This is a genomic window from Blastococcus aggregatus (assembly GCF_900221005.1).
Taxonomy (GTDB): domain Bacteria; phylum Actinomycetota; class Actinomycetes; order Mycobacteriales; family Geodermatophilaceae; genus Blastococcus; species Blastococcus aggregatus.
In genome coordinates this window covers 277,096-303,339 of the sequence record NZ_OBQI01000004.1, presented here as the reverse complement: position 1 = coordinate 303,339, position 26,244 = coordinate 277,096, and the positions used below count along the sequence as shown (strand labels likewise).

Sequence of the window (26,244 nt, the reverse complement as noted above, 5' to 3'; positions counted from 1 at the left end):
CGTGCCACAGATCATCATGGGGCCCAGTCAGACCGGGGCCCTCGACTCGTCGGTCAAGAAGCAGGCCTACGCCTTCCTCGAGAAGCTGTCCGACAACGACGCGCTGCCCGGGCTGCACATCGAGCCCATCAACAACGCCATCGACGACCGGGTCCGCACCGGTCGGGTCAACGACTTCTACCGGGCCGTGCTCTTCAAGGTGCAGGGCCATGGCGCCGAAGCCCACTACGTCTACCTCGGCGTCCTCGCCCATGACGACGCCATCGCCTTCGCCAAGAAGGCGCGGCTGACCGTCAACCCGGTCAACGGCATCGCCGAATTGATCATCGCTGGTGAGGATCAACTCGCCGACGCAGCTGTGTCGCCCTCCGCGGTCGAACCGCCGGTAGTCACCACGATGACGCCAGCTCCCGAGCCCGTTGGGCCCGCACCCTTGCTGCCGACGTTCGGCATCGACGAGGACGCGTTGGTCAAGCACCTCGGGATCGACGAGAAGTTGGCCCTGGCGGCGCTTGCGGCCGTCTCCGAGGACCAGATTTTGGCGCTCGCCGACAAGGCCGTTCAATGGCAGGGACTCGCCCTGATCGACTTGGCCAGCGGCACGAGCGTCGACGACGTGAAGACGACACTCAGCATCGACGAGCAGGCGACTGCGCTGGTCGCCGACGATGGTGAGGACGAGCGGCTGCTCAAGGCGCTCCAGCACCCTGCGGCACAGATGCAGTTCGCTTTCATCGAGGACGACGAGGAGCTGCGCCGGGCCATCGAGGACACCGACTTCGCGGCGTGGCGCGTGTTCCTTCACCCTGAGCAGCGCAGATACGCGACCGCCTTGTACAACGGCCCCTTCCGCCTGTCCGGCGGTGCTGGCACAGGCAAGACCGTGGTCCTTCTGCACCGGGCCAGGTACTTGGCGCGTCAGAACCCGCAGGCGCGCGTCGTGCTAACCACGTTTACGAAGAACCTGGCCGATGCAATGAAGGCAGACCTGCGCCGGCTCGACCCCACATTGCCGCTTGCCGGCCGTCTGGGAGAGCCCGGCGTCTTCGTCTCCGGCATCGACGCCGCGATCAGCGCTGTCCTTCGGGGCGGCGGGGCGGAACTGGCGCTGGACATCGAGCCGGTGCTGGGGTCCCGTTCGTGGGAGATCGGGACTCGCACTCCCGACTCGGTGTGGCGCGATGCAGCCGCCGGTTCCGAGCTTCCACCCGACCTGAAGAGCAAGGCCTTCCTGAGCTCGGAGTACGCCATGGTGGTGCTGCCGGCCAAGATCACCACCCGAGATGAGTACCTCACCGCTCGGCGGCCTGGACGCGGGGTAGCACTAGATCGCAAGAAGCGCCTGGCCGTCTGGTCCGTCATCGAGGCGTATCGATCCCGGGCGAGCATCGAGGGGAGTATCGACTTCGCCGAGGCCGGCGCCATCGCGGCGACGTCGCTGGAACGAAGGGCGTCAGCCGGGGAACGTCGTCCGGTTGACCACGTGCTCGTCGACGAGGGGCAAGACCTGAACCCCAGCCACTGGCAGTTCCTCCGCGCGCTTGTGGAGCCGGGCGAAAACGACATGTTCATGGCGGAGGATTCCCAGCAGCGGATTTACGGACAACGAGTCGTGCTCGGCCGCTACGGCATCCGCGTCGTCGGTCGCTCTCAGCGGTTGAAGCTGAACTACCGGACCACCGCTCAAACGCTGCACTACGCCGTCGGGGTGCTCGAGGGCGAGCACTTCGTCGACCTGGAGGACGCCCAAGCGGAGTCCGGGCACTATCGCTCGGCGCGCAGTGGTCCGCCGCCGCGCGTCATGGAGTGCAGCAACCTCACCCAAGAGCTGCAGTCCGCGGCGGACGTCGTGGGGGATTGGCTGGGAAGCGGCGTGGTGCCGGAGACCATCGGCATCCTCGTTCGCGACGCCAAGCAAGCAGGCCAGATCAGTCGGGGACTGGACGAACGCGGGATCACCGCGAGGGTTCTTGATCAGGGCACGCAGCGCGACGGGCACCCGCTAGTGATGACCATGCATCGGGCAAAGGGCATGGAGTTCTCGCGCGTGCTCATCTTCGGAGTGAACGACGGCCTCGTGCCGGCTCAGTACCTGCTCAAGGACTTGACCGAGGCTGACCGTGCGGATGCACTCACGCGCGAGCGCTCGCTCCTGTACGTGGCAGCAACTCGCGCCCGGGACGAGTTGGTTGTGACCACCAGCGGCGGCAAGAGCTCCTTCCTGCCAGACAGCTGAACTGGGTCCCGGCCATGGTCGACCTCCGCCGACCGGACCTGCACCAGCAGCCCCAACTGCACCGCCCGGCAGGGCCGCTTCCCCGGGGTGATTGCGCTTTGAGGCGTCTGCGGCTTGAGTCACACCGAGACCCTGCAGTCCAGACGCAACGGGGAGCAACTGGCCGGTCAAATGAACGCCGAAGGCGTGCCGCTGAGTCTAGCGTGGCCGTTGCACAAAGTCGCCGTGCATCTCGACGGAGGCGCGCTGCTGTACGAGGACGGGTAGACGGTCCTACCGGCTGAGGGGGACCACGAGGCAGTCGCCGCTCGGGTGCTGGCGATCGTCTCAGACAGCGTGGGTAAGCAACGCCAGCGATTCAGCGAACAGCCAGGCGGAACTCATGCAGGTCCATCCGCCCAATGATTGACGAAGCGGAGTACTAAGTGGCACTCGTAAGGTCTCTCGAGTGGATCGCCCAGGGCGGTCGCGTTCATCCCAGCGAAGTCGACTGTGAGGTGCGGGCCGTGGCGGATCAAGGGGCGACGTACTTGCAGATCAGCTCATTCGGCTCGGACCAACGGCAACGTGAGAAGAAGGTCAGCCAGACGCTGCAGTTCGATCGCGAATCTGCCTTGGCGCTCGCTGCTCACATCGATCGGGTCTTCGGACGGCCGTCTGCGTAATCTGCGGATCAGGCGTCAACCAGCGGCGAGGGCGCATCGGGCGGCGGTGCGCTTCCGACAACCATCGGCTAATCCCGCCCTCTCGCGTGCAAGGCGGTGGTCATGGTGGCGATGAGGAAGAGTTGCGAAACGCAGAAATCATCGACGTGTCGGACTCCTGTCACGCTGGGCCGATCAACATCACAGCTGATCAAAATATCGGCGTATAACCCCAGCCATGAGACGACGGCGCCGGTCGAGGAATTCCCGATAAGAGCTCGCGGTCAGCGTTACCAACTCGTCAGGTACGGCGTTCTCACGCAAGTTCCTGTGCAGGTCCTCGGTCTCGATGATCTCCCCCAGCGTCAGGCGTCCGCTTTCGATCTGTTCGAGGATTTCCGCCATGTAGGTGGCCGGCGGCTTGTTTGAAATGCTGATGTTGATCGACGTCTCGGTGAGTGCGAAGTTCGCCACTTGGTTGTAGTCGCCGCGGTCCGGGAATCCATTCTTCTGTAGATAGTCCTTCGGAACGATGTGGTGAATGTCCCCCGACTGCTGGTGCATCGACGCAACGGTGATTGAGCGGGACAGAAATCCTCGAACTCCCGTGGCCACCTGTGCAGCCAGGAAGGTCTGAAAGAAGGGGCTGGAAGTGCTCGTCGTCTCCAGCGCGGCAGGTAGGGCAACCTCCCAGAAACCATCCGTGAGTTCTGACTCCTCAATCTGCTTCAGGTAGGCCGTAGCCCCGACCGTGCCGATGCGTCGAATGTCTTGTTCCCAGGTCGATTCGAAGCTCCCCGAGTGTCGGGCGGTGAGCATCGACATGACGAACCAACGACGGACGACACGTTTGCGCTCACCCTCGCTCATGGAGTCATCGGCTCGAAGGCGTAGGTACAGGGCGTATGCGAAGTTGAGCGCGTTCTTGGAACCGATCATCCCTGGTGCGATGTAACCCGCGGACTTGATGATCATTAAGAAGTTTTCAAAGTGGTACTTCTTGACGATCTGAAGCAGTGCTTCCTCGAGTCGGTCGTACGCAGCCGGAATGCGACTCTCGTCGACCTTGCGCGTCTCTGGGTCGCGACCGGAGAGCTCGCTCACGATGGATGACGCCTTCCCTCGGCTGAAGCCGAGGAGGCCAGAGACGCGGATGACGTCCCCGTAGGCGGGGTCGTAAAGATCTTCCGCGTCGTCCTTCAGCCAAGTGATGGGGGCCAAGTATTTGGAGCTCGCAAAGTCCTTATCGTTTTCTGCAATATCGGCATATGCATGCGGTGCCACCGCGAGATGGCAAAAGTAGTCGATCAACTTGCGGAGGTTGCGACCCCGCTTGCCGTAGGTAGCAATCTTGGACATGGCGAAGTCGGCGCTCGAGAGGGGGACGCCCTTCGAGTTGATGCGGATGAAGATTTCGGAAACTGTCTCAACGTCTAGGTCGTCGTTGAGGGCGATGATTCCGATCTGGGCGTTCTTTATCTGCTCGAGGTGTCCAATGTTCGCCTCTACCGATGCCTTATCGACACCCGGGTTATTACCGAAGTAGTCGCTGTAAAAGCCGTACGTCGAAGCGGCGTTGAATAGTGCGCTGATATCAGAGATCCACTCACTGTTCTTGTCGATCACGGGCGTCAGCGTGGCGAACTCTTCGGTGACCGGGTTGAACGCGATCTTGATACGCACAGGCTTGTAGCGCTTGTCGACGACCTTCAGCCCAGCGACGGCTGCACGCAGGGCGGTGATTCGCTGCTGGCCGTCGATGAGGATCTGCTGATGGGCGGCGACTTCCCCGCCCTTGAGGTGAGCGCCGACGGACTGCCAGGTGATGAGATAGCCAACCGGGTAGCCCTTGTATAGCGAGTCCATAAGGTCGCGGACCTTCACGCTGTCCCAGACGAACGGCCTTTGAAGCTCGGGAATCGCGATGTGATCACGCCGGACATCTTCAAGCAGTTGTGTGACGGCAGACTGGGTCACCCGGTACTTCGCCATGCCCGCTGTCTACCACCGTCCCGGCGCGATGCCAGTTGAGCGGCGGCAGGGTCGAGTGCAGACCTGCGAGCAGATCGACGAACGTGGTCACCGCAGCCACGTCTGTACCTACGCGCAGAAAGCCGCCTGCGATTGTCTTTACGCTGCAGGCCGCCCAGATGCCCGGCAGAACCTCCGCCGACCCGATTCGCGGGATGACGCCGGGGTCGAGACTCGGCTTCGCCGCGCCGTCCAGCGCGGCGGCGAGCTGCTGCAGGTCGGCCAGCCGCCACAGCTTGTCGGCGAACCCCCGGCACCCGGCCGCCCAAATCGCTGAGCCCGGCGTCGGCCACGCCTCGCTGTTGGACTGGTCGCCTGATAGGCGTCCAGAGTCAGCCAGCACTGTCGCCCACCGCGCGCCACGCTGGTCGGTCACCAGCGCCAGAGTCGGGATCGCCGCCAGAGGGTCGCCGCCGTCGAGTGTCGCCCGGCTCAGCTCGGCGAGGATCGCGCAGCCTCCACCGGACGACGGGTCGCCGTGGGTGAGTGCGGAGATCCCCCGTGCGGCGTCCATCGGCGCGTCGGTGCCGGAGCCGGAGAACCAGATCGCCGACGGCGTCGCGCGCATCAGCGAGCCGTTGCCCGCCGCGTGCACCGGACCGGGCGAGGTGCTCAGCCGTAGCGACGTCCCGAGGCCGCCCGGGCCGTGGCGGGCACACGCCCGCGCCAGCCCTGTGTGGCGGCGTAGCCACCCATCGGCCCTCCTCGACGCACACCACGCGCTCGACAGACGGCGTGCCCGGCGCCAGCAGCGTCGTCGCCGTCAGCGCCCGGGTCTGCCAACCGCCCTCGAGCAGCTTGCCGGCGAGCAGTAGCACGGGGCGCTGCCCGCGGTTGGTCAGCACGAGCTGGTCGACGGTGGGCGAGCCGGCTCGTTCGGCGACATGCACGGGTGCGGAGGCGCCGGTGACGTAGCCGCGAGGGGTCGAGGGTGCATCGGTCCAGACCGGGAAGACGGTCAGCGGGCCACGAACCGTGCCTTGGCCGACGTGCAGCCGGGGGAGTGCGTCATGCCGCCACCTCACTTCGAAGCACTTTTGCGTGTAAGCAGACTAAAGCGCAAACATGCCGATAGTGTCAACGGGGTGAGCGATCAGAGCGCGCAGCGTCATCGTCGAGACAGCTCGAGCCGAACGCTGGCGGACTACCCCCGACCCTCCGTGGCGGTCGACACAGCCGTCCTGGTGGTGGACCCAGGCGCGGAGTCCCTGGGTGTTCTCCAGCACGAGCGCCCCCATGGCGGCGCGAATGCCGGGGAGTGGGCGCTCCCGGGAACCTTCCTGCACGAGGGTGAGACGTTGGCCGACGCGGTGCTCCGCTCGCTCGCGGAGAAGGTCGGCCTCCGCGGAACACGTCCCCAGCAGCTGCACGTCTTCGACGATCCCGACCGGGACGACCGGGGCTGGGTCCTGTCCGTGGCGCACGTCGTCCTGGTGCTCGCGGACGATGTCGACCCGGTCCTGGCGAACCGTCCGGACGTCCGGGTCGTGCCTGTGGAGAACGCCGCTGGGCAGCCCTTCGGCCATGACGAGATCGTGCGACTCGCCGTCGACCGGGTGCAGCAGGACTACGCGCTGCGGCCGGATCCCGCGCATCTGCTCGGGGACCAGTTCACGCTCAAGGCACTGCAGGCCCTGCACGACGCCGTCGCGCCTCAGCCCGGGCCGGGGGAGGCGCGGCCGTCCATCGATACCTTCCGGCGGTACATGGTCGGCCGGGGACTGATCCAGCCCACGGGGGAGTCGGCCCGCAAGGAGCCGGGTTCGAGCGTCATGGGCAAGCCGGCCGAGCTCTACCGCCGCTCCGCGGACGTCCGGGACCTGACCGAGGTCCTCGGCGTACGGCCGGTGCGCAAGGACCGCAGCCGGGCCGATCGAGGCGCGGACGCCTCGGGGCCGGCCGGGTCGTTCCGAGGGTTGTCTGGCCACAAGGTTAATCCGCACATCCAGCGCCTGGTGGACGACGTCGGCACGCGCGTGCCCCTCACGCTCTCGGGCATGCCGCACTACGTGGCCGTTCGCCCGGCCGGGGAGGAGCGGGTCGCTGCCTACGCCAGGCCGCAGACCCTGTCCATCGGCCTCGACCCCGACGACGCGGAGTCGGTCGGGGCGGAGTTCCGGAGCTTCCGGCTCGAGCGGACGTCTGCCGCCACGCACCACGTGCACGTGCCGATGCTCGCCCTGGCCGAGCCGGTCGAACGGCGTGCGGCCATGGCCGCGCTGGAGCGGGCGCTCGCTCGAGTGGCCGGCTCCTCCTGACGGAGCCGGATCGGCCGACGGTCCGGCTTCCGCTGACCAGTTCTGTCGGTGGCACCTGCCACTCTCCCCGCTCGGCCGTCGCACGACGGCCGCGAGGACGAGGAGTGGCATGGGCGAATCGGTCGGTGTGCAGGCGGGACGCGTGTGCCCACGATGCGGGCGGGAGGACTCCGTCCCGCTGATCTACGGGATGCCAAACCCCGACGACTTCAAGGAGGCGGAGCGGGGGACGGTCGTGCTCGGCGGCTGTCTGATGCCGGAGGAGCCCGCGGCGTTCGCCTGCCGCACCTGCGAGCTCCAGTGGGGGAGCGAGTCCGATCCGACCGCCGGGGAGGCGGAGCTGGCCGCGCTCCTGGACGTAGGGCACTCCGAGGTCGTCCGCGCGCTGGGTGCCGGCTGGCGGCGCGAGAGCGGGACGGTGACGCACGACGGCGTGGCGTGGTTCGTCAGCGGCGAGCCGGCGCAGGTCGCCATCGGTGTCCAGGGTCCGTGGTTCGTCCTGGCCCGCCCGATCTCCTCGTGGGGCGAGCAGCGCCCCGGCCCGCTGATGAGCGACGGGCCGAGGTTCACCCGGGACGACGTCCTGCACCTGCCGGGCGTCGTGGCGGACGCCTCCGAACGCATCGCCTCCAGCCGGCGCCGGTCCTTCCGGTGGTGCCGTACCTGCCGCCGCGTGTCTGCGCCCGAGTCGTTCATCGGCTCTGCCGGCGCCTGTCGCCAGTGCGCGGAATTCGCCTCGAGCAGGGAGGGGTGAGCCTGACCGAGATCCCGATCGTCATGCGGGCCCTGGGACCACTGGGGTGGTTGCGTGTCCGCTCCGTGCCGGAACCCGGCCGGCGCCCCCGGGCTGTGGCAAGGTCCGCTGGAGCGCCCCGGCCAGGGGCCTGCCGATCCAGCGCACGTGCAGAGGAGCCGTCGTGAGCGTCGCCGACAGCCGAACCAACTGGGCGCCCACGTGACGGCACGCGTCCTCCCCGCGGAACCGACCTACGAGTCGCCAGCGGAACGGCTGTTCGCCGAGACGCTCCGTGATCAGCTGCCCGACGAAGCTGTCCTCGTGGTCGGACAGCGGTTCAGCAACCGCAAAGAGGACCGCGAAGCAGACGTCATCGTCGCGTGGCCGGGGTTCGGCATCGCCGTCATCGAGGTGAAGGGCGGCAGCGTCTCCCTGCGCGACGGCGAGTGGCGCCAGCACGGTGGTGGCATCGACAAGCGGATCCGCCCGGTCGAGCAGGCCAAGGTGTGCAAGTACCTGCTGCGCGAGTACCTCAGGAAGGACCGCCGCTGGAGCGCCGGTGACCCCCGGATGGTCCACCTCGTGGCGCTGCCGACCACGACGCTGCCGGACGACTTCGCGGCTCCGGATGCTCCGCGCTGGATGGTGCTCGACCGGACCGACCTGCCTCTGGCCGCTGGTCGTATCGCAGCCGCGCTACGAGGGCTCGAGCGCGACGTCCCCGCTCCGACCGCGGACGAGGTGGATCTCGTCGTCGAGTGCCTGATGGGCGTCGGGATCCCTCAGCAGGACCTGGTCGCCGGCCTGCACGAGCGCGAGGCCGAGTGCGACCTGCTCACCCGGGACCAGGCGCGCGTCCTCGACATGCTCGAGGGCAATTCCCGTGTCGAGATCCGCGGTGGCGCCGGATCGGGCAAGACGTGGCTCGCGCTGGAGAAGGCCCGCCGGCTGACTTTGGAGGGGCAGCGGGTCGCCGTCATGTGCTACTCCCGCGGCCTTGCCGAGTTCCTCAAGCGCCGGGTCGCCACCTGGCCGGCCAAGCACCAGCCCGCGTACGTCGGCACGTTCCACTACCTCGGCATCGGATGGGGTGTCCCCGCCGGATCGGACGACGACAGCGCGTACTGGGAGGAGTTCCTGCCGGGCCAGATGGTCTCGCTGGCCGGGCAGCTGCCAGAGGAGGAGCGCTTCGACGCCATCGTGATCGACGAGGCGCAGGACTTCGCCGAGAGCTGGTGGCCGGCCGTGGTCGCCGCGCTCCGCTCCCCGGACGACGGTTGCCTGTACGTCTTCGCGGACGAGGGGCAGCGGGTGTTCGCCCGGCAGGGTCGGCCGACGGTGGCGCTCACTCCGATCAACCTCACCGAGAACCTGCGCAACACCAAGCAGATCGCCGGCACCTTCGGCAGCCTGACGACGTCGCAGATGAAGAACCGCGGCGGCAACGGTGTCCCGGTGCGGTTTGTCCAGTGCGCCACCGACGATGCACTCGATGCCGCCGACGACGCGATCGAGGGGCTGCTCGACGACGGCTACCCGTACGACGCTCTCGCGCTGCTGACGACCTACCGGCGGCACCCGGAGCAGGCGGCCCGCCAGAAGGAAGGTCCGGACGCGTACTGGTCGTCCTTCTGGGGCGGCGAGGACGTCTTCTACGGGCACGTCCTCGGCTTCAAGGGCCTCGAGCGCCCGGCCGTCGTCCTGACGGTCAACGGCTTCCGCGACGAGGCGCGCGCCCGGGAGATGTTGTACGTCGGGCTGTCCCGTGCCCGCGACCTGCTCGTCGTCTGCGGCGACCTGGAGCTCATCCGCCGCGTCGGCGGCGAGGCCGTCGCACACCGCCTGAGCGGCGCATCGAAGGGAAACGCATGACCCCGCCCCACCTCCCGGCCCGAGCGGCGTCCGCCCTGACCGCGGGTGAGCGCTTCCGGGCCGGCGGTTGGTACTTCGTCCTCGCTATCGCCTCGGCCGGCATCCTCGCCGCCGTGCCGTTCTGGCATGCCGCGAGCCGGCTGGCTCGGCGCGATGTCCGCACCCTGGCGCTGACGTACACGGCCGCCGGCGTCTACCTCGTCATCCTGTTCTCGATCATGCCGCCCCAGCAGGCCGACGGGACCTCCGGCAATCCGACGCTGAGCACCATCGGCGGGCTGAGCGCGCTGTTCGTCATGGTGATCGCCTGCATCCAGCTGCGCTCGCTCCGCCGGGCGGTCTACGGAGGGGGAGGAGTCGTGCCGGTGCACGCCGACCCGGTCGTCGCCCGCGCGCTGGGCGCCCGAGCCCGGCGCCAGGAGACCCGGCAGCTCATCGCCCGCGAGCCCGGCCTGCAGCGGGAGCTCGGCATCGGCCGCCCCGACCTCGGTCGAGGCTACGACGACGGCGGGCTGATCGACGTGAACACCGCACAGGCCGAGGTGATCGCCCGCGTCGCGGACATCGCCCCGCGCGAAGCCGAGGCCATCGTCGCGGGGCGCACCGCCCGCGGCGGCTCCTGGTACGACATGGCCGAGCTGATCGACAACGTGCCGCTCACCCCCTCCGCACGTGAGCAGCTGCAGGAACGGGCGGTCTTCTGATGGCAGACCTGCCCGGCGGCCCGCAGTCCTCAACGATCTCCCCGCCCTGGTGGGGCGTCGTCGGCGGCCTTGCCGTGATCGGTCTCGGCGGTGCGCTGATCGGCGGCATCGGCGGGGCCTCCGGGACGTCGGCAGTCGCGTCGTCGTCCTCGGCGATTTCGCCCTCGTCCGAGGCGCCGTCGACGGCGCCGTCGACCACGCCGAGCAGGGCGACGCCGACCTCGACTGTTCCCTCGACGCCCGCCGCTGCCCCGACACTGACCACCGTTCCGCCGACGACCGCGAGCCCGAGCGCCGTCGACTTCGTCATGCCGGACCTCGTCGGTACGGACCTGCAGTCCGCGCAGGACGCCGTCCAGGAGCTCGGCGTCTTCTACAGCGTGTCCCACGACCTGCTGGGCAGCCGGAACCAGGTCAACGACTCGAACTGGATCGTCTGCGACCAGAACGTCGCGCCGGGGGAGCGGGTCACCGGCGACGTCGAAGGACAGCTCGACTTCGGCGTCGTGAAGCGTGAGGAGTCCTGCCCCTGAGCCGGTCCATCGGCCCGGCAACGACGCGGTGCCCTGGCTGGGCGACGCGGAATCAAGAGAGCCTCACCCCGGCGGGGGAGCCGTCCCGGAGATCGGCATCAAGGGGACAGCGCGAACAGCCGACATCTCTGACGTGAGCCGGTTCCGAGTGCCCGAGGTGGCGACGACGCGCGTGATGGCGGAGACCATCACGACGCTCTTCGGCTTCGGTGGCCTGGCCGGCCTCAGCCTGGTGCTGGGCGCGGAATCCGACGAGAACCGCGGCATCCTGCTCACCATCTGCATCGGCGCCCTGCTGGCGGCGCTGGTCTTCGGCATCTGGGGCAGCCACTGGCCGCGCCAGGCCTTCCACCTGCCGGTGGTGACAGCAACAGCACTGATCGCCGTCGCCGTCGTCTTCTGTCCCGACCCGGTCACCGCGCTCGGTGCGGCGACGCTCATCGCGTTCGTGGTCCTCGACGCCCATCTCTTCTTCGCCAGCCCGCAGGCGTTCGCGCACCTGGTGTTCGCTCTGGGCAGCGTCGACGCCGCCCTCCTCTCCAACGACGTCCGGATCGGCACCGTCATCGGCCTGGACCTCATGCTCATCGGCCTCGGTCAGGTCGCCCACACCCTGGTCATGCGGGCCTCCGACGCCAGCCGCGACCCGCTCACCCGCCTGAGGAACCGACGCGGCTTCGACAACGCCCTGGCCGAGTGCATGGAGGCCGCCCGCACCGGCGAGCCCCTGGCGGCAGCCCTGCTCGACCTCGACCACTTCAAGGCCATCAACGACACCGCCGGTCACGAGGCCGGCGACCGCATGCTCTGCCGCGTCGCCGACGCCTGGAAGGCCGAGCTGCCCTACGGCGCCGTCCTGGCGCGCCACGGTGGCGACGAGTTCTCCCTCATCCTCCCGCGCATGACCGGCGACGAGGCCCTCGCGCTGGTCCGCCGGGTCTGCGCGATGCACCCCGACATCCCGCTCTCCTGCGGAGTCGCCGCCCACCACCCCGGCGAGACCGCCTCCCAGCTCATGCGCCGCGCCGACCGCGCCCTCTACGAGGCCAAGGCCGCCGGCCGCGGCCGGGTCGAGCTCGACGGCGCCACGCCCCTCGAGACCGCGACGCCGCACGCGCGCTGAGCCGCCTCAGTCCAGGCGTTCTGCGACACCCGCCGCCTGCACCGCGGGCACGGCACTGGCCAGGTCGATGAGCACGGCGCACGCGCCGGGCAGGTCCAGCGCGGCGCCCTCGGTGTGCGCGGCGGCGTACTGGCCCGGCGACAGCGCGGCACGGGTCGCGGCGACGTAGGCCTGCCCGTCCACCGGGTCCATCTGCATCGGGTCGTAGCCCACCCGGCGGCTGAGCGTCTCGATCGCACCCAGGATCACTGCGCCCGAGCGGGGTGATCCGGCCGCGGTGGCCGCGCCCGCGCCGGTGAGCAGGACGGCGAGGACGCCGGTGGCGTCGTCGTCGGCCAGCGCCGCGCTCACGCCCATGGCCGCCGCGCGCACCGCCTCCGGGCCGCGGCCGAGCGCGAGCAGCACCTTGGCGCGCACGAACAGCGCCGATCCGACCGCCCAGCTGTGCCCGATCTCGACCGCGATCGCCTCCGCTTCGTCGAGGTGGCGGAGGGCGGCGTCGGCGTCCCCGGCCATCCGGGCGAACTGGCCCCGGGTCATGGCGATCTCGGCGCGCACCCAGGCGACACCGCTGCGCTCCGCGGCGGCCACCGCCCGCCGCGCCTCCACCTCGAAGTCGGCCACGGCCTCGGTCTCGCCGAGCAGCGCGCGGACGAATGCCCGGAGCACTATCGCCAGCGCGACGGTGTCGCCGGCCTCCTCGGGGGCCAGGGTCACGACTTCCTCCACCCGCGCGCGGATCGAGACGACGTCCCCGGCGAGGTAGGCCAGCAGCGCGTCCCCGAGCAGCGCCCGCACCCGCACGGCGGCCCGCGCTGCCGGTGCGGCCGCTAGCGCATCGGCCAGCCAGCGACGCCCCTCGGCGACCTGGCCGCGCCGGTACCACCACCAGCTGACCGCCGCGGCGATGCGCAGCGCCGCCTCGCCCTGGTCGGTGGCGAGGGCGTGCGCGAAGGCGGCGCGCACGTTCAGCCGTTCGGCGTCCAGCCGCCGCCAGCCGACCGCCCCCTCGCGGCCGCGGAGGGTGGGCTCGATCCGCTCGGCGAGCTCGGCGAGGAAGGCCAGCTGACGGTCGCGCAGCCTGCGTCGTGCGGCGTCGTCCAGCAGCGTGTCGGCGTACTGACGCAGCGTCTCGAGCATCCGGTAGCGGCCGGCGCCGTGGTCGATCTGGAGCAGCGACTTGTCGGCCAGCGCCCGCAGCGGCGCCAGCGTGCTCGCGCCGTCGCCCAGTTCGGGCCCGGCGACGGCGTCCACGGCGTCGGTGGCGAAGCCGCCGGAGAACACCGACACCGCCGTGAACAGAGCCAGCTCGTTCGCCGGCAGCCGGTCGACGCTCCAGCGGATGGTCGCGGCCAGCGTCTGCTGCCGCGCCGGCACACCACGCACCCCCTGGCTGAGCACGGCGAAGCGGTCCCCGAGGCGGGTGACCAGCTCGGTCAGAGGCATCGTGGTGAGCGCGGCCGCGGCCAGTTCCAGAGCCAGTGGCAGGCCGTCGAGCTCCGCGCAGAGCTGCCGCACCAGGGCGAGGTCACCGGGGGACGGCTCCACCGAGGGCACCGCGAGCCGAGCCCGGTCGAGGAACAGCCGGACGGCGTCGCTGTCGTCGCCGTCGGTCTCGAGCGGCTCGCACGGCAGCACCGACTCCCCGGGCACGCCCAGCGGCTGGCGGGAGGTGGCGAGCACGGTCAGATCCGGGCAGCGCGCGAGCAGCGTGGCCGCGAGCAGGGCGGCGGCGTCGAGCAGGTGCTCGCAGTTGTCGAGCAGCAGGAGCAGCTGCCGGTCGCGGAGCGCGTCGGCCAGCGCGGAAACAGGATCGCCGACCGACAGCTGGATGCCCAGCGCCGTGGCCACCTGTGCCGGCAGCAGCGCCGCCGCGCTGGTGCCGGCGAGCTCCACCAGGACGGCCGGCGTGCCTCTCGCCTCATGCCTCCGCGCGGCCTCCAGCGCCAGCCGCGTCTTGCCGCTGCCGCCCGGGCCGACGACGGTGACCAGCCGCTGCGCAGCGATCCGGGCGCCCAGCACGTCCAGCTCGCGGACCCGTCCGACGAACGAGGTCAGCGGGATGGGCAGCACGGCGGCCACGTTGCCGAGGCCGCGCAGCGGCGGGAAGTCGGCTCGCAGATCGGGGTGGTGCAGCTGGGCCAGCTGGACCGGGGCGGGGAAGCCGCGCAGCCGGAACGAGCCCAGGACGGCGAGCTCCGCGTTCTGCGGCAGCCGGCCACCCGCGGCGTCGACGGCGGCCTCGGACACCAGCACCTGGCCCCCGTGCGCGCCGGCGCAGATGCGGGCCACCTGGTGCACCGCCAGCGCCACGTACCCGTTGCCCATCGGGGTCGCCTCCCCGGTGTGCACCCCGATCCGCGCCAGCACCCGCACCCGACCGGTCCACTTCGGGCCCGCGAGCCCCTGCTGGGCCTCCAGGCACGCGGCGAGGGCGTCACCTGCGTCGGCGAAGGCGGCCAGCAGCGAGTCGCCGTCGGTCTCCACCACGATCCCGAGGTTCCGCCGGCAGGCGCGGGTCAGCAGCGCCCGGTACTGCTCCAGCAGCGCGGGATAGCCGTCGCCGAGCTCGTGGAACAGCCGCGTGGAGCCCTCGATGTCGGCCATGACGAAGGTGACCAGGCCAGCAGGCAGCCCACGGGGAGAGCGGGGCAGCCGGCCTACCGACGGGGATGTCGCAGCGCCGTCCACCCCGGGGTCCGCGGGCGCCATGGCGGGACCGTACTCCCGCTGGCGGACCGGCGGGAGTGCTCCGGAGGTGCGGCGGCTACGGCCGATCCGCGCCGGGGGACTGCACGGCCAGGCGGTCCAGCGCGGCGGTGAAACTCGCGTTCCACAACCCCAGGTGCGGCCAGCGCGCGGCCACGTGCGCCGTCGCCTCGTCCGCCGCCATCCCCTCGGTGCGCATCAGCCAGGCCCGCAGCACCAGACCCGTCCGCGACGCGCCGCCGTGGCAGTGCACCAGCAGCCGGTGCCCCTCGGCGCGCAGTGCCGCCATGTCCTCCAGGACGTCGGCGAGCACGACGTCGAGGTCGCTGTTGTGCTCGTTGTCGGCGACGTAGGCCATCCGCTGCAGCTCGTGCTCGAACGGCTCGCCCAGCCGGCACAGCGAGATGACGGCGAAGTCCTGCTCGCTGTACCGGGCGCCGTCGAGGTTCGCCGCCCAGATGCCCGGCAGCACCTCCGCCGGCCCGATCCGCGGGATGACGCCGGGGTCGTAGCTCTGCTGCGCCGCGCCGTCGAGGGCCGCGGCGAGCTGCTGCAGGTCGGCGAGCCGCCACAGCTTCTCCCCGTGGCCGGGCACCCGGCCGTGCAGCGCCGAGGCCCACCGGCTCGGGATGCCGCCCATGCCGAACACCGCGCCGGCCAGGCCGCCGGCGACGCAGGCCACCGTGTCGGTGTCCCCGCCGAGGTCGACCACCAGCCGCAGCACCTCGGCGAAGTCGCGGCCGGTGCGCAGCGCCCACATCGCCTGGCCCAGCGTCGGCCACACCGCGCCGTTGGACTCGGTCGCGTCGGCCGGGGTCCAGGCCGGATCGAGCACCGTCGCCCACCGGTCCCGGTGCTCCTCGGCCACCAGCGCCAGGGCCGGCTCGACGGCGTCCAGCGGGTCGCCGCCCTCCAGCGCCACCCGCATCAGCTCGTGCAGGATCGCCGCGCCCTCGCCGGCCGACGGGTCGCCGTGGGTCAGCGCGGAGATCCGCCGGGCGCCGTCCATGGTGGCCTCGGTGCCGGCGCGGGAGAACCAGATCGCCGCGGGCGTCGTCCGCATCAGGCCGCCGTTGCCGGCCGCGTGACCGGACCGGGCGAAGTGCTCCGCCGCGGCGACGTCCCACGGACGGCCGGAGGAGAGGACGGCGCGGGTCTGGTTGCCGATGTCCGGCGGGTTCGCGTCCGCCCACCTTGTGAACCGGGCGAACACGTCCGCGAGGTCCGGTCCCGCGTTGTCCACCAGCGACGTCGCCACGAGCAGCGCCATCTGGGTGTCGTCGGTGAACTCGCCCGGCGCCCACCCCAGCGACCCGCCGCCGCACATCTCGGTCCTCGCCCCGCGCGCCGGCACCGGGAAGCGGGCGGTGAGCTGCCCGGGTGGGCCGAACTCGAACGGCGCACCGAGCGCGTCGCCGACGGCCGAGCCGACGAGAGCGCCGGCGACCCGGTGCGAGCGGTGCATGGACTGCGTCACGAGAACTCCCCGAGGTGATCCGACCGGCCACAGCATCCCCTGCCGTGCGGCTGCACCGTGCGAGGCGGTCCGGCGGGGGAGCGGGTCCGACGTCCCAGCCGTCCCGCTCGTCACCGCTCACCTGGGCGTTCTCCGCAGCCTGCGCGAGGACGGGCCGATCGTCCCTACCCTGGACCGGACTCCACGGAAGGACAGCGTTGTGGCCAAGCACCTGCTCGACGAGACCGCCGAGTTCGCGTTGCCCCGGAACGGGCGGCACGCCTCTCCGGACACCGGCGAGCTCGACATCACCCAGCGGATCGAGACCGTGATCGAGGGGCGCCCCGCGCGCCCGTCGGCGAGCCGGGACGAGGACGACCAGGCCCGCTGAGACCGACGCTTCGATGGACGCCGTCCTGGCCCGGTACCTGGACGACCGGGCCTGGCCGGCCGCGCGGGCGCGGCGCATGGTCGACGGGCTCCGGCTGCTCCGTGAGCTGGCCCGCGCCGGCGAGCGGCCGGTGACCTACGGGGAGTTCGCCGAGCAGCTACAGCCGGGGCTGGCCCCGCTCGCCTCGGCCCGCGTGCTCGACGACATCGGCGCTTTCTGCGCCGCCGCGGGATGGCCCAACGTCACCTGCTTCGTCGTCTCGGCGCGGACGGGAGAGCCCTCACCCGGCTGCCGGCACATCGGCGCCGAGGAGGCGGCCGCCGCCCGCGAACGGGCGTGGGAGGGGTACCGCGGCGACGGGTAGGCGCGCCGAATCGCGGTGGCGAACAGGGAACTGCCTAGTGTTCGTCGCCGTGGCGAACTCATTCCGCGACCCGTTCACGCTCTACGAGCTGGACATCCGCTCCCTGACGCTGAACCTGGCCACGGGGCCCAGCCTCGATGTGACCGCCACCCTGAGCAACGGCCGGGCCAGCTACATCCTGTTCCAGCACCTCGTCGCCAACCTCTCCGGTCTCGGTGAGTTCAGCGAGGGCGGGGACTCCGACCTGGTCGACGAGGCGGGGCGGGGGTACGAGGTCAAGTCCTACCGGGATCCCGAGCTGTGGTCCCGGCCCACGTGGGATCTGTTCCACACGAGCGCGTCGAGCACGTTCGGGCCGAACAACCACGGACCCCGGATCAAACAGCTGCTCCGCGAGGACGCCTACGACGAGGCGCTCGAGATCTGCATGCGCTCGGGCTACGACAAGAACGCCTTCTACGTCTACACGAACACCGGGGGATTCGTGCCCGAGATCCCGTTCCGCTACTTCATCATCCCGACGCAGACCGTGCTGGACACCCTGTCCCGCACCGACCCCCGGCAGATCTCCCGCCGCTCCCTGCTCGCGCTGCTCACCGACACGGTCCGGATCTGAGCTCTCAGAACAGTCCGCCGGGAACGGCGCCGGGGGAGACCAGGCAGGGGTCGCCGAAGATGAACTCGTTGAGCAGGTAGTTGATCTCCTGGATCGACAGCGCTTCGGTGTAGGCGACGTTGGTCGAGAACCGGCTGAAGTCGACCCGGAGCAGGGCCTCCAGCGCGTCCTCGTGCTGGAGCTGCAGGTACATCTGCGTGGTGATCTTCCGCCGGGGGAAGTCGGTCTTCACCGTGCCGCAGCCGTAGCCGAAGATCGTCAGGGCGACGTCGGCCTCGGCCGGCGTGCACTTCCGGACGACGCCCCGGTCCTCGACCTTGATCAGCGGGCGCAGCGTCTCCGCCCGCCGCCAGAGCTGGACGCAGGTGCGCAGGTTGTTCTTCGCGTACGCGTCCTCGCCCTTGACGTCGACGTAGTTGATCGACAGGTCGGTGTCGCTGACCAGGGAGAAGCGCCGGTCCAGCCGGTTCAGCACGCTCCACTTCCGCCAGGACCGCGGCACGATGAACGCGATGTGGTCGCTGTACTCGGCGCACCGGTTGAAGAAGGGGATCGACAGCGCGTTGTTCCGCCCGAACGGCGGGTTGCTCACCGCGACCGCGCCGGTCAGGTCGAGCCGCTGGGCGAGGAAATCACCGAGCACCACCTGCGGGTGGTGCGGCTCGATGTCGAAGCTGACGACGTTCTCCACGCCCGCCATCTCCGCCGCGTCGATGAAGGCGCCGGTGCCCCCGGCCGGCTCCAGCCACGGCCGCGACGTCGCGTCCGGCACGTGCCGCAGCACGGTGGCGACGACGTCCCGGGCGATCTGCGGCGGCGTGTAGAACTGCTCCTTGCCCGTGACCCGGGTGTTGCCCAGCGGACGCGCCTCGACCTCGCCGAGCAGGTCCAGCGGGGCGGGACTCATGGAACGGGCAACCTCTTCGCGCCGGCTGGGCGGCCACGGGTGCGTGCCGCCGTCGTGCTGCCAGCCAGGGTAGGGAGCGGCACCGACAGAACCGCGGCGGACGCGCGAACCGCGCTCAGGGCACGACGACGGCGCGGCCGCGCAGCGTGCCCTCGTGCAGCCGGCGGTAGGCCTCCGGCGCCTCGTCGAGGGTGAAGCGCTCGGTCTCGACGTGGATCGCACCGCTGCGGGCGAGTCCGAGCACGTCGATGAGCTCCGAGCGGGTGCCCCAGTACGGAGCGCGCACCGTCGCACCCATCGGCGTCGAGAAGAACCCGGTGGGCAGCACCGCGCCGCCGATGCCGACGATCTGGATGACGCCGTCCATGGCGACCGACGCACGGGCGATCTCCAGCGTCGACGCGTTCCCGACGAAGTCGAAGACGGCCTGCGCCCCGACCCCGCCGGTCAGCTGCCGGATGGCCGCGACGGCCGAGTCGTCGGAGTGCAGCGCACGGTGCGCGCCGACCTCACGGGCCAGCTTGAGCTTCTCCTCGCTGACGTCCAGCGCGATCACGGTCGCGCCGCTGATCGCCCGCAGGATCTGGATGCCGATGTGTCCGAGCCCACCGGCGCCGATCACCACGGCGGTGCTCCCGGCCGGCAGCGCACCCAGGCTGGAGACGATCGCGTGGTACGGCGTCAGCCCGGCGTCGGTGAGCGAGACGGCACCCACCGGGTCGAGGTCGCCGAGCGGCACCAGATGCCGGACGTCGTCGACGATCAGGTACTCGGCCAGCGCACCGGGCGCACCCAGCCCCGGCGGCTTGATGCCCAGCTCGGCGGCCCGCGCGCAGTAGTTCTCCGCGCCCCGGGCGCACGCGTGGCAGACCCCGCAGCCCCAGGCGCCGTAGACGGCCACCGACTCGCCCGGCACCACGCCGGTCACCCCCGAGCCCAGCGCGTCGACGACGCCGGCGCCCTCGTGCCCGAGCGTCATCGGCAGCTCGTAGGCGCCCTCGGGCAGGCTCATCACGAAGGAGTCGGAGTGGCACAGGCCCGCGGCGGTGACCTTCAGCCGCACCTGGCCCGGGCCCGGCTCCGGGGTCGGGATCTCGACGACCTCGGGCTCGCTGCCGACGGTCCGGTACTGCACTGCGCGCATGGGGGCTCCTCGGGAGGTCGACTGGCTCCCGACCCTAGGGCCCGACGCCGGCGGGCAGACCGTCGGAACCCGCGGCTAGGGTCCGATGTCGCCCTCCCCGCCGCCTTGACCAGGAGGCTTCGTGCCCCGGCCCGATCCCACCCAGCCGCAGCCGCTCCCGCGGCCGGCCCGCCTCGCCGCCGCCGCGCTGGGCCGCCGGTGGAAGCTGCCGGCGCCGCTCGCACCGGTGCAGGTCATGCGCGACGTCGACATCCCCATGCGCGACGGCACCACGCTGCGGGCCGACGTCTACCTGCCGACCAGCACCGGCCCGCACCCGACGGTGCTGCTGCGCTCCCCGTACGGCCGCCGCGCCGGATTCGCCCTCACCATGGCCGTGCCGTACGCCGAGCGCGGCTACGCCGTCGTGCTGCAGAGCGTGCGCGGGACGTTCGGCTCGGGTGGTGAGTTCATCCCGGTCGTCAACGAGGAGCACGACGGGCAGGACACCGTCGCCTGGCTGCGCGACCAGCCCTGGTTCGACGGCCGGCTCGGCACCCTCGGGCCCAGCTACCTGGGGTACACGCAGTGGGCGCTGGCGCTCGACCCGCCGCCCGAGCTCCAGGCGATGGTGCTGCACATCGGCCCGCACGACCTCGCCCAGGCCGGGCTGATCGACGGCGCCTTCCAGCTCACCAACGTCGCGATCTGGACCGACCTCATCGCCCACCAGGAGCAGGTCGGCTTCCTGCGCGGCATCGTCCGGCTGACGACGGCGGAGCGGCGGCTGGCCCCGCACCTCGGGCAGCTCCCGTTGCAGGGCCTGGCCGAGCGCTTCGGCGGGACGCCCGCGCCCTGGTTCGACGAGTGGCTGGACCACCCCGACCTGGCGGACCCGTACTGGGACCGGTACCGCGCCACCCCGGCCGTGCACTCCTCGACCGTCCCCACGCTGCTCATCGGCGGCTGGCAGGACTGGTTCGTCGAGCAGACGCTGTACCAGTACGCCGCCCTGCGCGACCGCGGCGTGGACGTCGCGCTGACCGTCGGCCCCTGGGCGCACCTGGGCATCGATCCGGCGGTGACGGTGCCGGAGAGCCTCGCCTGGCTGAACACCCACCTGCCCGTGGACGGCGCCCCGCCGGCACCGGAGCGGCCGGACCGGGTGCGCGTGCACGTCACCGGCGCCCGCACCTGGCGGACGATGCCCGACTGGCCACCGGCCGCCATCGAGCGCACCTTCTTCCTGGCCCCGGACGGGCGGCTGGACGACGACCCGCCCGCCCCGACCGAGGCCACGACGTTCACCTACGACCCGATGGACCCCACCCCGTCGGTCGGTGGGCGGGTGCTCGCCGGCAGCGCGGGGCAGCGGGACAACCGCGAGCTGGAGGCCCGCGACGACGTCCGCACCTTCACCACGCCCGCGCTGCGGAATCCGGTCGAGGTGCAGGGCGGGGTGCGCGTGCGGCTCGTCGTCGAGTCGGACAACCCCTACGCGGACCTCTTCGTCCGGCTCTGCGACGTCCAGCCGAACGGGACGTCGATCAACGTCACCGACCGGCTCGTGCGGCTCGACCCGGCGCCGGGGGAGGAGCCGGTCGCCGGGCAGCGGACGGTCGAGACGACGCTGCCCGACACCGCGCACCGCTTCCGCGCCGGGCACCGCATCCGCCTCCAGGTCTCCGGCGGCGCGCACCCGCGGTACGCCCGCAACCTGGGCACCGGGGAGCCGCTCGGCCAGGCCACGCACGGCGTCCCGGTCATGCACCGGATCTGCGCCGGCGGGGCGACGCCGTCGTCGCTCACGCTGCCGACGGTCTGACCCGCTCGGCCCTCCGCTGGACGCCGGTGTCGCCGAGCAGCCGGGCGAACCGGTCGCGGCCCGGCAGCTCCGTCAGCGGGAGGCCGAGCAGCACGTGCAGGTTGCACATCGCCAGCACGTAGGAGTGCTCGAGCAGGTCCAGCGTCGTCGCGCGGCCCAGCGCGCGCAGCACGGTGGGGACGCCGCTGCTCGCCTCGGCGCGGGCCGTCCAGGCGGCGCGGTTCTCCGCGGTGTCGCCGAGCAGGTCGAGCACGGCCCGCGCCCGCGCCGCGCGCTCCGGCCACTCCGCCGAGTCGCGGAACGCGTCGGCCACGGTGAACGGGGACTGCGAGATCTGCACCAGCGCTCCCCGCTGGCCAGCGCCGGTGCGCGCGGCGGCGTCCCAGGCGCGCACGTTCGCATGCCGCCGGCGCTCGGTCCCGACCTGGTACATCACGCTCTTCACCCGGAGCAGCGTCGTCAGCTCGCCGACGAGCAGCACCCGGGACCGGGGCATCCGCTCGCCGCTCGGCGCGCTGCTGTTCACCACGACGACGTCCTCGACCGAGCGCGCCTGCACCGGCAGCCCGGGCAGCCGGGCCACCCGGTCGGCCAGGCCGACCGGCCACTGGTCGGCCATGTTGTCGTAGACGCCGCCGTCGGTGAGCAGCAGATCCCGGGCCGGGTCGCGGGGGAGCCCGCGCACGTCCCGCGCCGTCGTCGGATCGAACCGGTGCGGAGCGCTCGGCAACCGCCGCGGGGAGAAGGCGCCGGGCAGGCAGGCCGAGGCCTGGACAGCCGTCGACAGGCGCAGGCCGGCCGGCTCGCCGACGCCGAACTCGTAGGAGTAGACGAACCCCGGCGAGAAGTAGAAGTGCCCCCCGGACTGGAGCTCGGTGGCGCAGAAGACGTGGTCCAGGCTGCGCCCGACGTCGGCGAGGCGGGTCGGCCGGCCGCCGGTCGAGTAGTGCGCCCCGGCCAGCGCCGAGTCGACGACGTCGGACCGCCGCTCGGCCCACCAGGCGGTGAGCGCCAGCAGGGCCGCGGCCGCGAGCAGGGGAACACCGGCCGCCCAGGTCAGGCCGTCACGGCACACGATGACGACGCCGGTGACGAGCGCGACGACGCCGGCGAGGAGCCCGCCGACCACGCTCAGCACGTACCGGTTCGTGCTCGGGCCCCAGAAGAACAGCCCGGTGTCGGCGACGTGCCGCACGAGCGGCACGGTCGCGGCGTCGACCGCGGCGGCGTCTGCCGTCCGGTAGTCGAGCTCGTGGGCGAGGACGCCGTTCGTGATCGAGCCGCCGGAGACCGAGGAGATCGCCGCCACGTCGCGGTTGGCGCCCACGTCGGCCAGGTAGAGCAGCGTGCCGAGCCCCCAGGCGCTGGCCCGGTGCCCGCCGCCGGACAGGGCGACGCCGATCGATCGGGGCATGTCAGACCTCCACGAGCGCGCCCGTGCCGTCCGGTGCGGGCGGGACCGGGGTGTAGCCGTACCGCTGGGCTGTCGAGCGCTTCAGCCAGCGCGCCGTCGTCGGGGCGGCGTAGTTGAAGACCAGTTCGAGCGACCGTGGGCGTTGCGGGTGATCGAGCACCTGCAGCAGCGCGGGCCGGTCCGGGTGCTCGTACCGGGCGCCGTTGGTGGAGACGAGGTAGCGCTCGGTCTCGACCAGGGCCAGCAGCTCGTCGGTGAGGTTCCCGCGGCTGCCGTGGTGTGGCAGCTTGAACGCACCGACCGGGAGGCGGGCCTGCCCGCGCTCGGCGAGCAGGCGGGTGATCCCGGAGACCAGCGGCGCGCTGTGGCTGTCGCCGGTCAGCAGCAGCGACCGGCCGTCGTGCTCGACCAGCAGGGAGATGCTGCTCAGGTTGGCCACGCTGTTGTCGGGCTTCGCGCGCCCGCCGAGGACGTCCACGCCGTCCAGGTCCGTGCGTCTGTCCAGTCGCTCCAGTGCCTCGTCGGCGCGGCCGGGCGTGACACCGGCGTCGGTCAGCACCTTCGTCCACGTCGACCGGAGCCTGAGCAGCTCCGGCTCGCCGGGGCCGAGCACGGTGACCGATGCCCCGCCGGGCAGCTCGACGCGGGGGAGGGGCGCCGGCGCTGCCGGCACCTGCACCGGGCCGCCGTCGAAGCTGGTGTTCCACGGGATGCCGTCCCGGTGCAGCAGCGCGCCCACCATCTCGCCGTAGTCGGCGCCCAGCAGGTCGCGCTGCGGGAGCTGCGGCCAGCCGTTGAACCACACCTCGCCGATGCGCAGACCCAGGGCGGCGCGGTCCTGCAGCAGCCGGATCACGCCCTCGATGTGGTCGCCGTCGACGTGGGTGACGACGAGGAGGTCCAGCTCCGGCGGATCGCCGAGCGCGGCGATGCGGTCGTGGACGGTCCGGTAGGTGCCCAGCGGTCCGGCGTCGACGAGCATCCGGTGCGGGTCGCCGTCGGTGCCCCAGGTGACCAGCAGCGCGTCGCCGTGCGCGGCGGGCAGCATCTCCAGGCGCAGCACCGGTCAGCCCGCCTCGGGCAGGCGCCAGCCGGTCTCGCCGAAGGCGACCAGCGACATGCCCAGGGTCGCGCCACCGGCCACCGCACCCCGGCGGAGGAGCTGCACCAGCTCGCCGATGGTCTCGGGCGTCTCGTGCCCGGATCCCCACATCAGCTGGGCGACGTGCCGGGCCAGCGGGGCGGCCTGGCGGCCGAGGATCTGCACGAGGGTGCCGATCACGACGCTGGCCCCGCGCCGGCGGAAGGCGGCCACCGCCGACTGCCACGGGATGTCGGTCACCGCCGTGTTGCAGCCCAGCAGCATCACCACGGGGCCGGCGCCACCTCCGGGGCCGACGACGTAGTCGTCGGTCATGGACTCGACCTCCCGGATGCTGGCGCGGCCGATCTGCAGCGCGACGAGGCCGTGGACCTGCTCGGTGTGCGGCAGCGACAGCAGCACGCTCGGCCGGTGCTCCCGCACGGCCCGGTGCCAGGCCCGCCAGGACTGCACCTCGACCGCCCCCTCGCCGAGGCACTCCTGCAGCAGCTCGACGGTGCGCCGGCGCTCGCCGGGGTTGAACTTGTCCACCTTGTCGCTGGCGGCGAACAGGATCCGGTCCAGCGGCGGCAGCGTCTGGCGTGTCGGGCTCATCTGCCCGGGTGACGGGTCGCCGCCGAGGGCGACCGCGGTGGTGCTCGCCACCTGGCGCTCGATGACGAAGCGGAGCCCCCAGAAGCCGAGCGGGCACACCGTGTTGACCGGGCCGGACCGCGGGCGGCAGCGGCACCGCCCGGTGGCCAGCGCGTCGAGCCAGTGGCGGCAGAGCCGGGCGGTGGGCCGGGGAAGGCCGAAGTCGTAGACGAACTCCAGCGGCACCACCTGGTCCTCGGGGGAGAGCAGCTGGATGCGCGGGCCGATCGTCGCGCCCTCCAGCTGGGGCTCCAGCACCTGGTAGAGGGTGTGTCCCTGGCGGGCCAGATCGCGCAGCAGCTCGACCTGCTGCTCGCTGCCCGGCTGGTTGCCGTGGACGTAGTCGGCGTCCACCGCGGCCCCGAGCGTCGTGATGAGCCCGTCGCGGAAGCGGTCCAGCTCCGGGAGGTGCAGCAGTCGGCCGGCGCGGTCCGGCTCGACGAGCAGCGCGTCGCCCCGGCCTCCGACGTGGAACGACAGCGAGGCGTCGACCTCCCGAGCGGGCGGTGCGACGTCCGGGGTGATCTCGGCGTCCGTCTCCAGCCGGATGCCGACGCCGTCCCGGGCCTCGTCGTCGTCGCCGACCGGGCCGCGCAGCTGGGCCGACAGCAGGACCGTCGCCCGCTGCAGCACCAGGACGGCGCCGCACACCTCCACCGCGTCGGCGGGCACCTCGACCGGCACCTGCACCTCGGTGCTCGCCCCCTGCGGTGGGAGGAACAGCGTGCGGTGCAGGGAGACGGTGCTGTCCGGCTGCTCGAGGACGACGACGACGGTGAGCTCGGCGCCGACGGCCGGATCGAAGGTGATCGACTCCTCGCGCAGCACGCTGGCGGTGACGATGCCGGTCGTGCCGGGGGCGATGCTCAGCGCGACCGTGTTCCGCTGACCGGGGGCGAAGGCGTGCCACCGGGGGCGGCCGGCGGCGTCGGTGACGGTGGCGTGCAGCCGGCGCGGTTCGCGGGTGGACGGCGACTCCGGGGCGCGAGGCCGGCGCGGGCGTCGTGGGCGGCGCGGGCGGGGGCGCTCGGGTGGGGCACCGGTGATCCCTGCGGCCGCCTTGAATCGGCGGTCGTCGAACGGATGGCCAAGGTCCAGGTCACGGTGCCGGTACCGGTGCAGGTCCAGGTCCAGGTCCAGGTCCGCGAGGACCGGCGCCGAGGGCGGCGGCGGGGGCGCCATCAGCGGGAGGACGATCCGGAGCAGCGGCTCGGCCCCCTCGGCGCTGAACTCCGTCACGGGGACGACCCGACCGGACTCCGGATCCGCCCATGCGGGCAGTTCCTCGGCGCGACCGCCGGGGAGGACCACCGGCACGATCGTGTGCCGATCGGTGTGGATCCGGGCGCTCAGCTCCGCGAAGCCAGGGGACGCCACCACGAGCACCCAGTGGACGGTGTCGTCGTCGAGCAGGGCCTGGAGCTCGCCCGCTCCGCCGGCCGTCACGAGTTCGAGCCAGGCCTCGACGCCGTGGAGCCCGAGGAAGGCGCAGAAGGCCCGCGCCTGCTCGCGGCCCTCGGCGGAGGTGGGCGCGGCCAGCACCAGCACGCGGCTGCACGGGCTCTCG

The 26,244-nt window shown here is 71.8% G+C and carries 20 protein-coding genes and 1 pseudogene; 11 read left to right on the top strand and 10 right to left on the bottom strand.

Translation table 11 applies throughout. The features are described 5' to 3' along the window. Position 1: 1 nt before the first annotated feature. A complete protein-coding gene (locus CRP29_RS14800) occupies positions 2 to 2,236 on the top strand; it encodes a 3'-5' exonuclease (RefSeq protein ID WP_217991608.1) in 2,235 nt (744 codons plus the stop codon). 845 nt (positions 2,237 to 3,081) lie between these two features. On the opposite strand, the gene CRP29_RS14790 is transcribed toward CRP29_RS14800, so the two are convergent. From CRP29_RS14790 to CRP29_RS23825, 3 genes and pseudogenes are all read right to left on the bottom strand, one after another. Further along, entirely contained in the window at positions 3,082 to 4,872 is a 1,791-nt protein-coding gene (locus CRP29_RS14790) for a GmrSD restriction endonuclease domain-containing protein (RefSeq protein WP_097195824.1), read from the bottom strand. Continuing rightward, positions 4,826 to 5,527 (bottom strand): ADP-ribosylglycohydrolase family protein, encoded by a 702-nt coding sequence (locus tag CRP29_RS14785; protein ID WP_483861846.1) that lies wholly within the window; start codon positions 5,525 to 5,527, stop codon positions 4,826 to 4,828. The genes CRP29_RS14790 and CRP29_RS14785 overlap by 47 nt, the downstream gene beginning before the upstream one ends. Positions 5,528 to 5,558: 31 nt before the next feature. Next, positions 5,559 to 5,936 (bottom strand): annotated as a pseudogene (locus tag CRP29_RS23825) (ARPP-1 family domain-containing protein); the annotation flags it as partial. A gap of 135 nt (positions 5,937 to 6,071) precedes the next feature. On the opposite strand from CRP29_RS23825, the gene CRP29_RS14775 reads away from it, so the two are divergent. The 6 genes from CRP29_RS14775 to CRP29_RS14750 all read left to right on the top strand — a co-directional run bounded on the left by CRP29_RS14775 (position 6,072) and on the right by CRP29_RS14750 (position 12,137). Further along, on the top strand, positions 6,072 to 7,169 hold the full coding sequence (locus CRP29_RS14775) for an NUDIX hydrolase (RefSeq protein ID WP_245852831.1): 1,098 nt from the start codon (positions 6,072 to 6,074) through the stop codon (positions 7,167 to 7,169). A gap of 109 nt (positions 7,170 to 7,278) precedes the next feature. Continuing rightward, positions 7,279 to 7,923: a hypothetical protein gene (locus CRP29_RS14770; protein ID WP_097195822.1), complete on the top strand. Its 645-nt coding sequence runs from the start codon at positions 7,279 to 7,281 to the stop codon at positions 7,921 to 7,923. A gap of 201 nt (positions 7,924 to 8,124) precedes the next feature. Further along, on the top strand, positions 8,125 to 9,777 hold the full coding sequence (locus CRP29_RS14765; protein WP_097195821.1) for a nuclease-related domain-containing DEAD/DEAH box helicase: 1,653 nt from the start codon (positions 8,125 to 8,127) through the stop codon (positions 9,775 to 9,777). Further along, positions 9,774 to 10,481: a helix-hairpin-helix domain-containing protein gene (locus CRP29_RS14760; RefSeq protein WP_097195820.1), complete on the top strand. Its 708-nt coding sequence runs from the start codon at positions 9,774 to 9,776 to the stop codon at positions 10,479 to 10,481. Before CRP29_RS14765 ends, CRP29_RS14760 begins: the two co-directional genes overlap by 4 nt. Beyond that, positions 10,481 to 11,014: a PASTA domain-containing protein gene (locus tag CRP29_RS23050; protein ID WP_097195819.1), complete on the top strand. Its 534-nt coding sequence runs from the start codon at positions 10,481 to 10,483 to the stop codon at positions 11,012 to 11,014. Before CRP29_RS14760 ends, CRP29_RS23050 begins: the two co-directional genes overlap by 1 nt. Before the next feature lie 133 nt (positions 11,015 to 11,147). Next, entirely contained in the window at positions 11,148 to 12,137 is a 990-nt protein-coding gene (locus CRP29_RS14750; RefSeq protein WP_141437142.1) for a GGDEF domain-containing protein, read from the top strand. 6 nt (positions 12,138 to 12,143) lie between these two features. On the opposite strand, the gene CRP29_RS14745 is transcribed toward CRP29_RS14750, so the two are convergent. Both CRP29_RS14745 and CRP29_RS14740 read right to left on the bottom strand, forming a co-directional pair. Then, positions 12,144 to 14,849, bottom strand: coding sequence for an ATP-binding protein (locus CRP29_RS14745; RefSeq protein ID WP_097195817.1), 2,706 nt, complete (start codon positions 14,847 to 14,849; stop codon positions 12,144 to 12,146). A gap of 55 nt (positions 14,850 to 14,904) precedes the next feature. Then, positions 14,905 to 16,323, bottom strand: coding sequence for an ADP-ribosylglycohydrolase family protein (locus CRP29_RS14740; RefSeq protein WP_097195816.1), 1,419 nt, complete (start codon positions 16,321 to 16,323; stop codon positions 14,905 to 14,907). Between the two features lie 199 nt (positions 16,324 to 16,522). Here CRP29_RS14740 and CRP29_RS22805 point away from each other — a divergent pair, with 199 nt between their 5' ends. The 3 genes from CRP29_RS22805 to CRP29_RS14730 are packed head-to-tail and all read left to right on the top strand — an operon-like array spanning position 16,523 to position 17,673. Then, positions 16,523 to 16,693, top strand: coding sequence for a hypothetical protein (locus CRP29_RS22805; protein WP_176522982.1), 171 nt, complete (start codon positions 16,523 to 16,525; stop codon positions 16,691 to 16,693). A 13-nt stretch (positions 16,694 to 16,706) separates the two neighbouring features. Next, a complete protein-coding gene (locus CRP29_RS14735; RefSeq protein ID WP_097195815.1) occupies positions 16,707 to 17,057 on the top strand; it encodes a hypothetical protein in 351 nt (116 codons plus the stop codon). A 49-nt stretch (positions 17,058 to 17,106) separates the two neighbouring features. Beyond that, positions 17,107 to 17,673, top strand: coding sequence for a hypothetical protein (locus CRP29_RS14730; protein WP_141437141.1), 567 nt, complete (start codon positions 17,107 to 17,109; stop codon positions 17,671 to 17,673). 4 nt (positions 17,674 to 17,677) lie between these two features. Here the strand turns inward: CRP29_RS14730 and CRP29_RS14725 are convergent, their stop codons facing one another. Next, complete coding sequence (locus CRP29_RS14725; RefSeq protein ID WP_097195813.1) at positions 17,678 to 18,580, bottom strand: hypothetical protein; 903 nt, start codon at positions 18,578 to 18,580, stop codon at positions 17,678 to 17,680. Between the two features lie 115 nt (positions 18,581 to 18,695). Continuing rightward, positions 18,696 to 19,724 (bottom strand): NAD(P)-dependent alcohol dehydrogenase, encoded by a 1,029-nt coding sequence (locus tag CRP29_RS14720; protein ID WP_097195812.1) that lies wholly within the window; start codon positions 19,722 to 19,724, stop codon positions 18,696 to 18,698. Between the two features lie 121 nt (positions 19,725 to 19,845). Here CRP29_RS14720 and CRP29_RS14715 point away from each other — a divergent pair, with 121 nt between their 5' ends. After that, positions 19,846 to 21,528 (top strand): CocE/NonD family hydrolase, encoded by a 1,683-nt coding sequence (locus tag CRP29_RS14715; RefSeq protein ID WP_097195811.1) that lies wholly within the window; start codon positions 19,846 to 19,848, stop codon positions 21,526 to 21,528. On the opposite strand, the gene CRP29_RS14710 is transcribed toward CRP29_RS14715, so the two are convergent. From CRP29_RS14710 to CRP29_RS14700, 3 genes are read right to left on the bottom strand one after another with little or no spacing between them, the layout of a single operon-like run. After that, positions 21,509 to 22,942 (bottom strand): patatin-like phospholipase family protein, encoded by a 1,434-nt coding sequence (locus CRP29_RS14710; protein WP_097195810.1) that lies wholly within the window; start codon positions 22,940 to 22,942, stop codon positions 21,509 to 21,511. The genes CRP29_RS14715 and CRP29_RS14710 overlap by 20 nt on opposite strands. Position 22,943: 1 nt before the next feature. After that, complete coding sequence (locus CRP29_RS14705) at positions 22,944 to 24,005, bottom strand: ComEC/Rec2 family competence protein (protein WP_097195809.1); 1,062 nt, start codon at positions 24,003 to 24,005, stop codon at positions 22,944 to 22,946. A gap of 3 nt (positions 24,006 to 24,008) precedes the next feature. Beyond that, on the bottom strand, positions 24,009 to 26,225 hold the full coding sequence (locus CRP29_RS14700) for a hypothetical protein (protein ID WP_097195808.1): 2,217 nt from the start codon (positions 26,223 to 26,225) through the stop codon (positions 24,009 to 24,011). Positions 26,226 to 26,244: the final 19 nt, after the last annotated feature.

Coding starts and splice junctions, on each gene's coding strand:
- CRP29_RS14790 (WP_097195824.1), bottom strand. CDS start 4,872: ATGGCGAAGTACCGGGTGACCCAGTCTGCCGTCACACAACTGCTTGAA.
- CRP29_RS14770 (WP_097195822.1), top strand. CDS start 7,279: ATGGGCGAATCGGTCGGTGTGCAGGCGGGACGCGTGTGCCCACGATGC.
- CRP29_RS14760 (WP_097195820.1), top strand. CDS start 9,774: ATGACCCCGCCCCACCTCCCGGCCCGAGCGGCGTCCGCCCTGACCGCG.
- CRP29_RS23050 (WP_097195819.1), top strand. CDS start 10,481: ATGGCAGACCTGCCCGGCGGCCCGCAGTCCTCAACGATCTCCCCGCCC.
- CRP29_RS14745 (WP_097195817.1), bottom strand. CDS start 14,849: ATGGCGCCCGCGGACCCCGGGGTGGACGGCGCTGCGACATCCCCGTCG.
- CRP29_RS14735 (WP_097195815.1), top strand. CDS start 16,707: ATGGACGCCGTCCTGGCCCGGTACCTGGACGACCGGGCCTGGCCGGCC.
- CRP29_RS14725 (WP_097195813.1), bottom strand. CDS start 18,580: ATGAGTCCCGCCCCGCTGGACCTGCTCGGCGAGGTCGAGGCGCGTCCG.
- CRP29_RS14720 (WP_097195812.1), bottom strand. CDS start 19,724: ATGCGCGCAGTGCAGTACCGGACCGTCGGCAGCGAGCCCGAGGTCGTC.
- CRP29_RS14710 (WP_097195810.1), bottom strand. CDS start 22,942: ATGCCCCGATCGATCGGCGTCGCCCTGTCCGGCGGCGGGCACCGGGCC.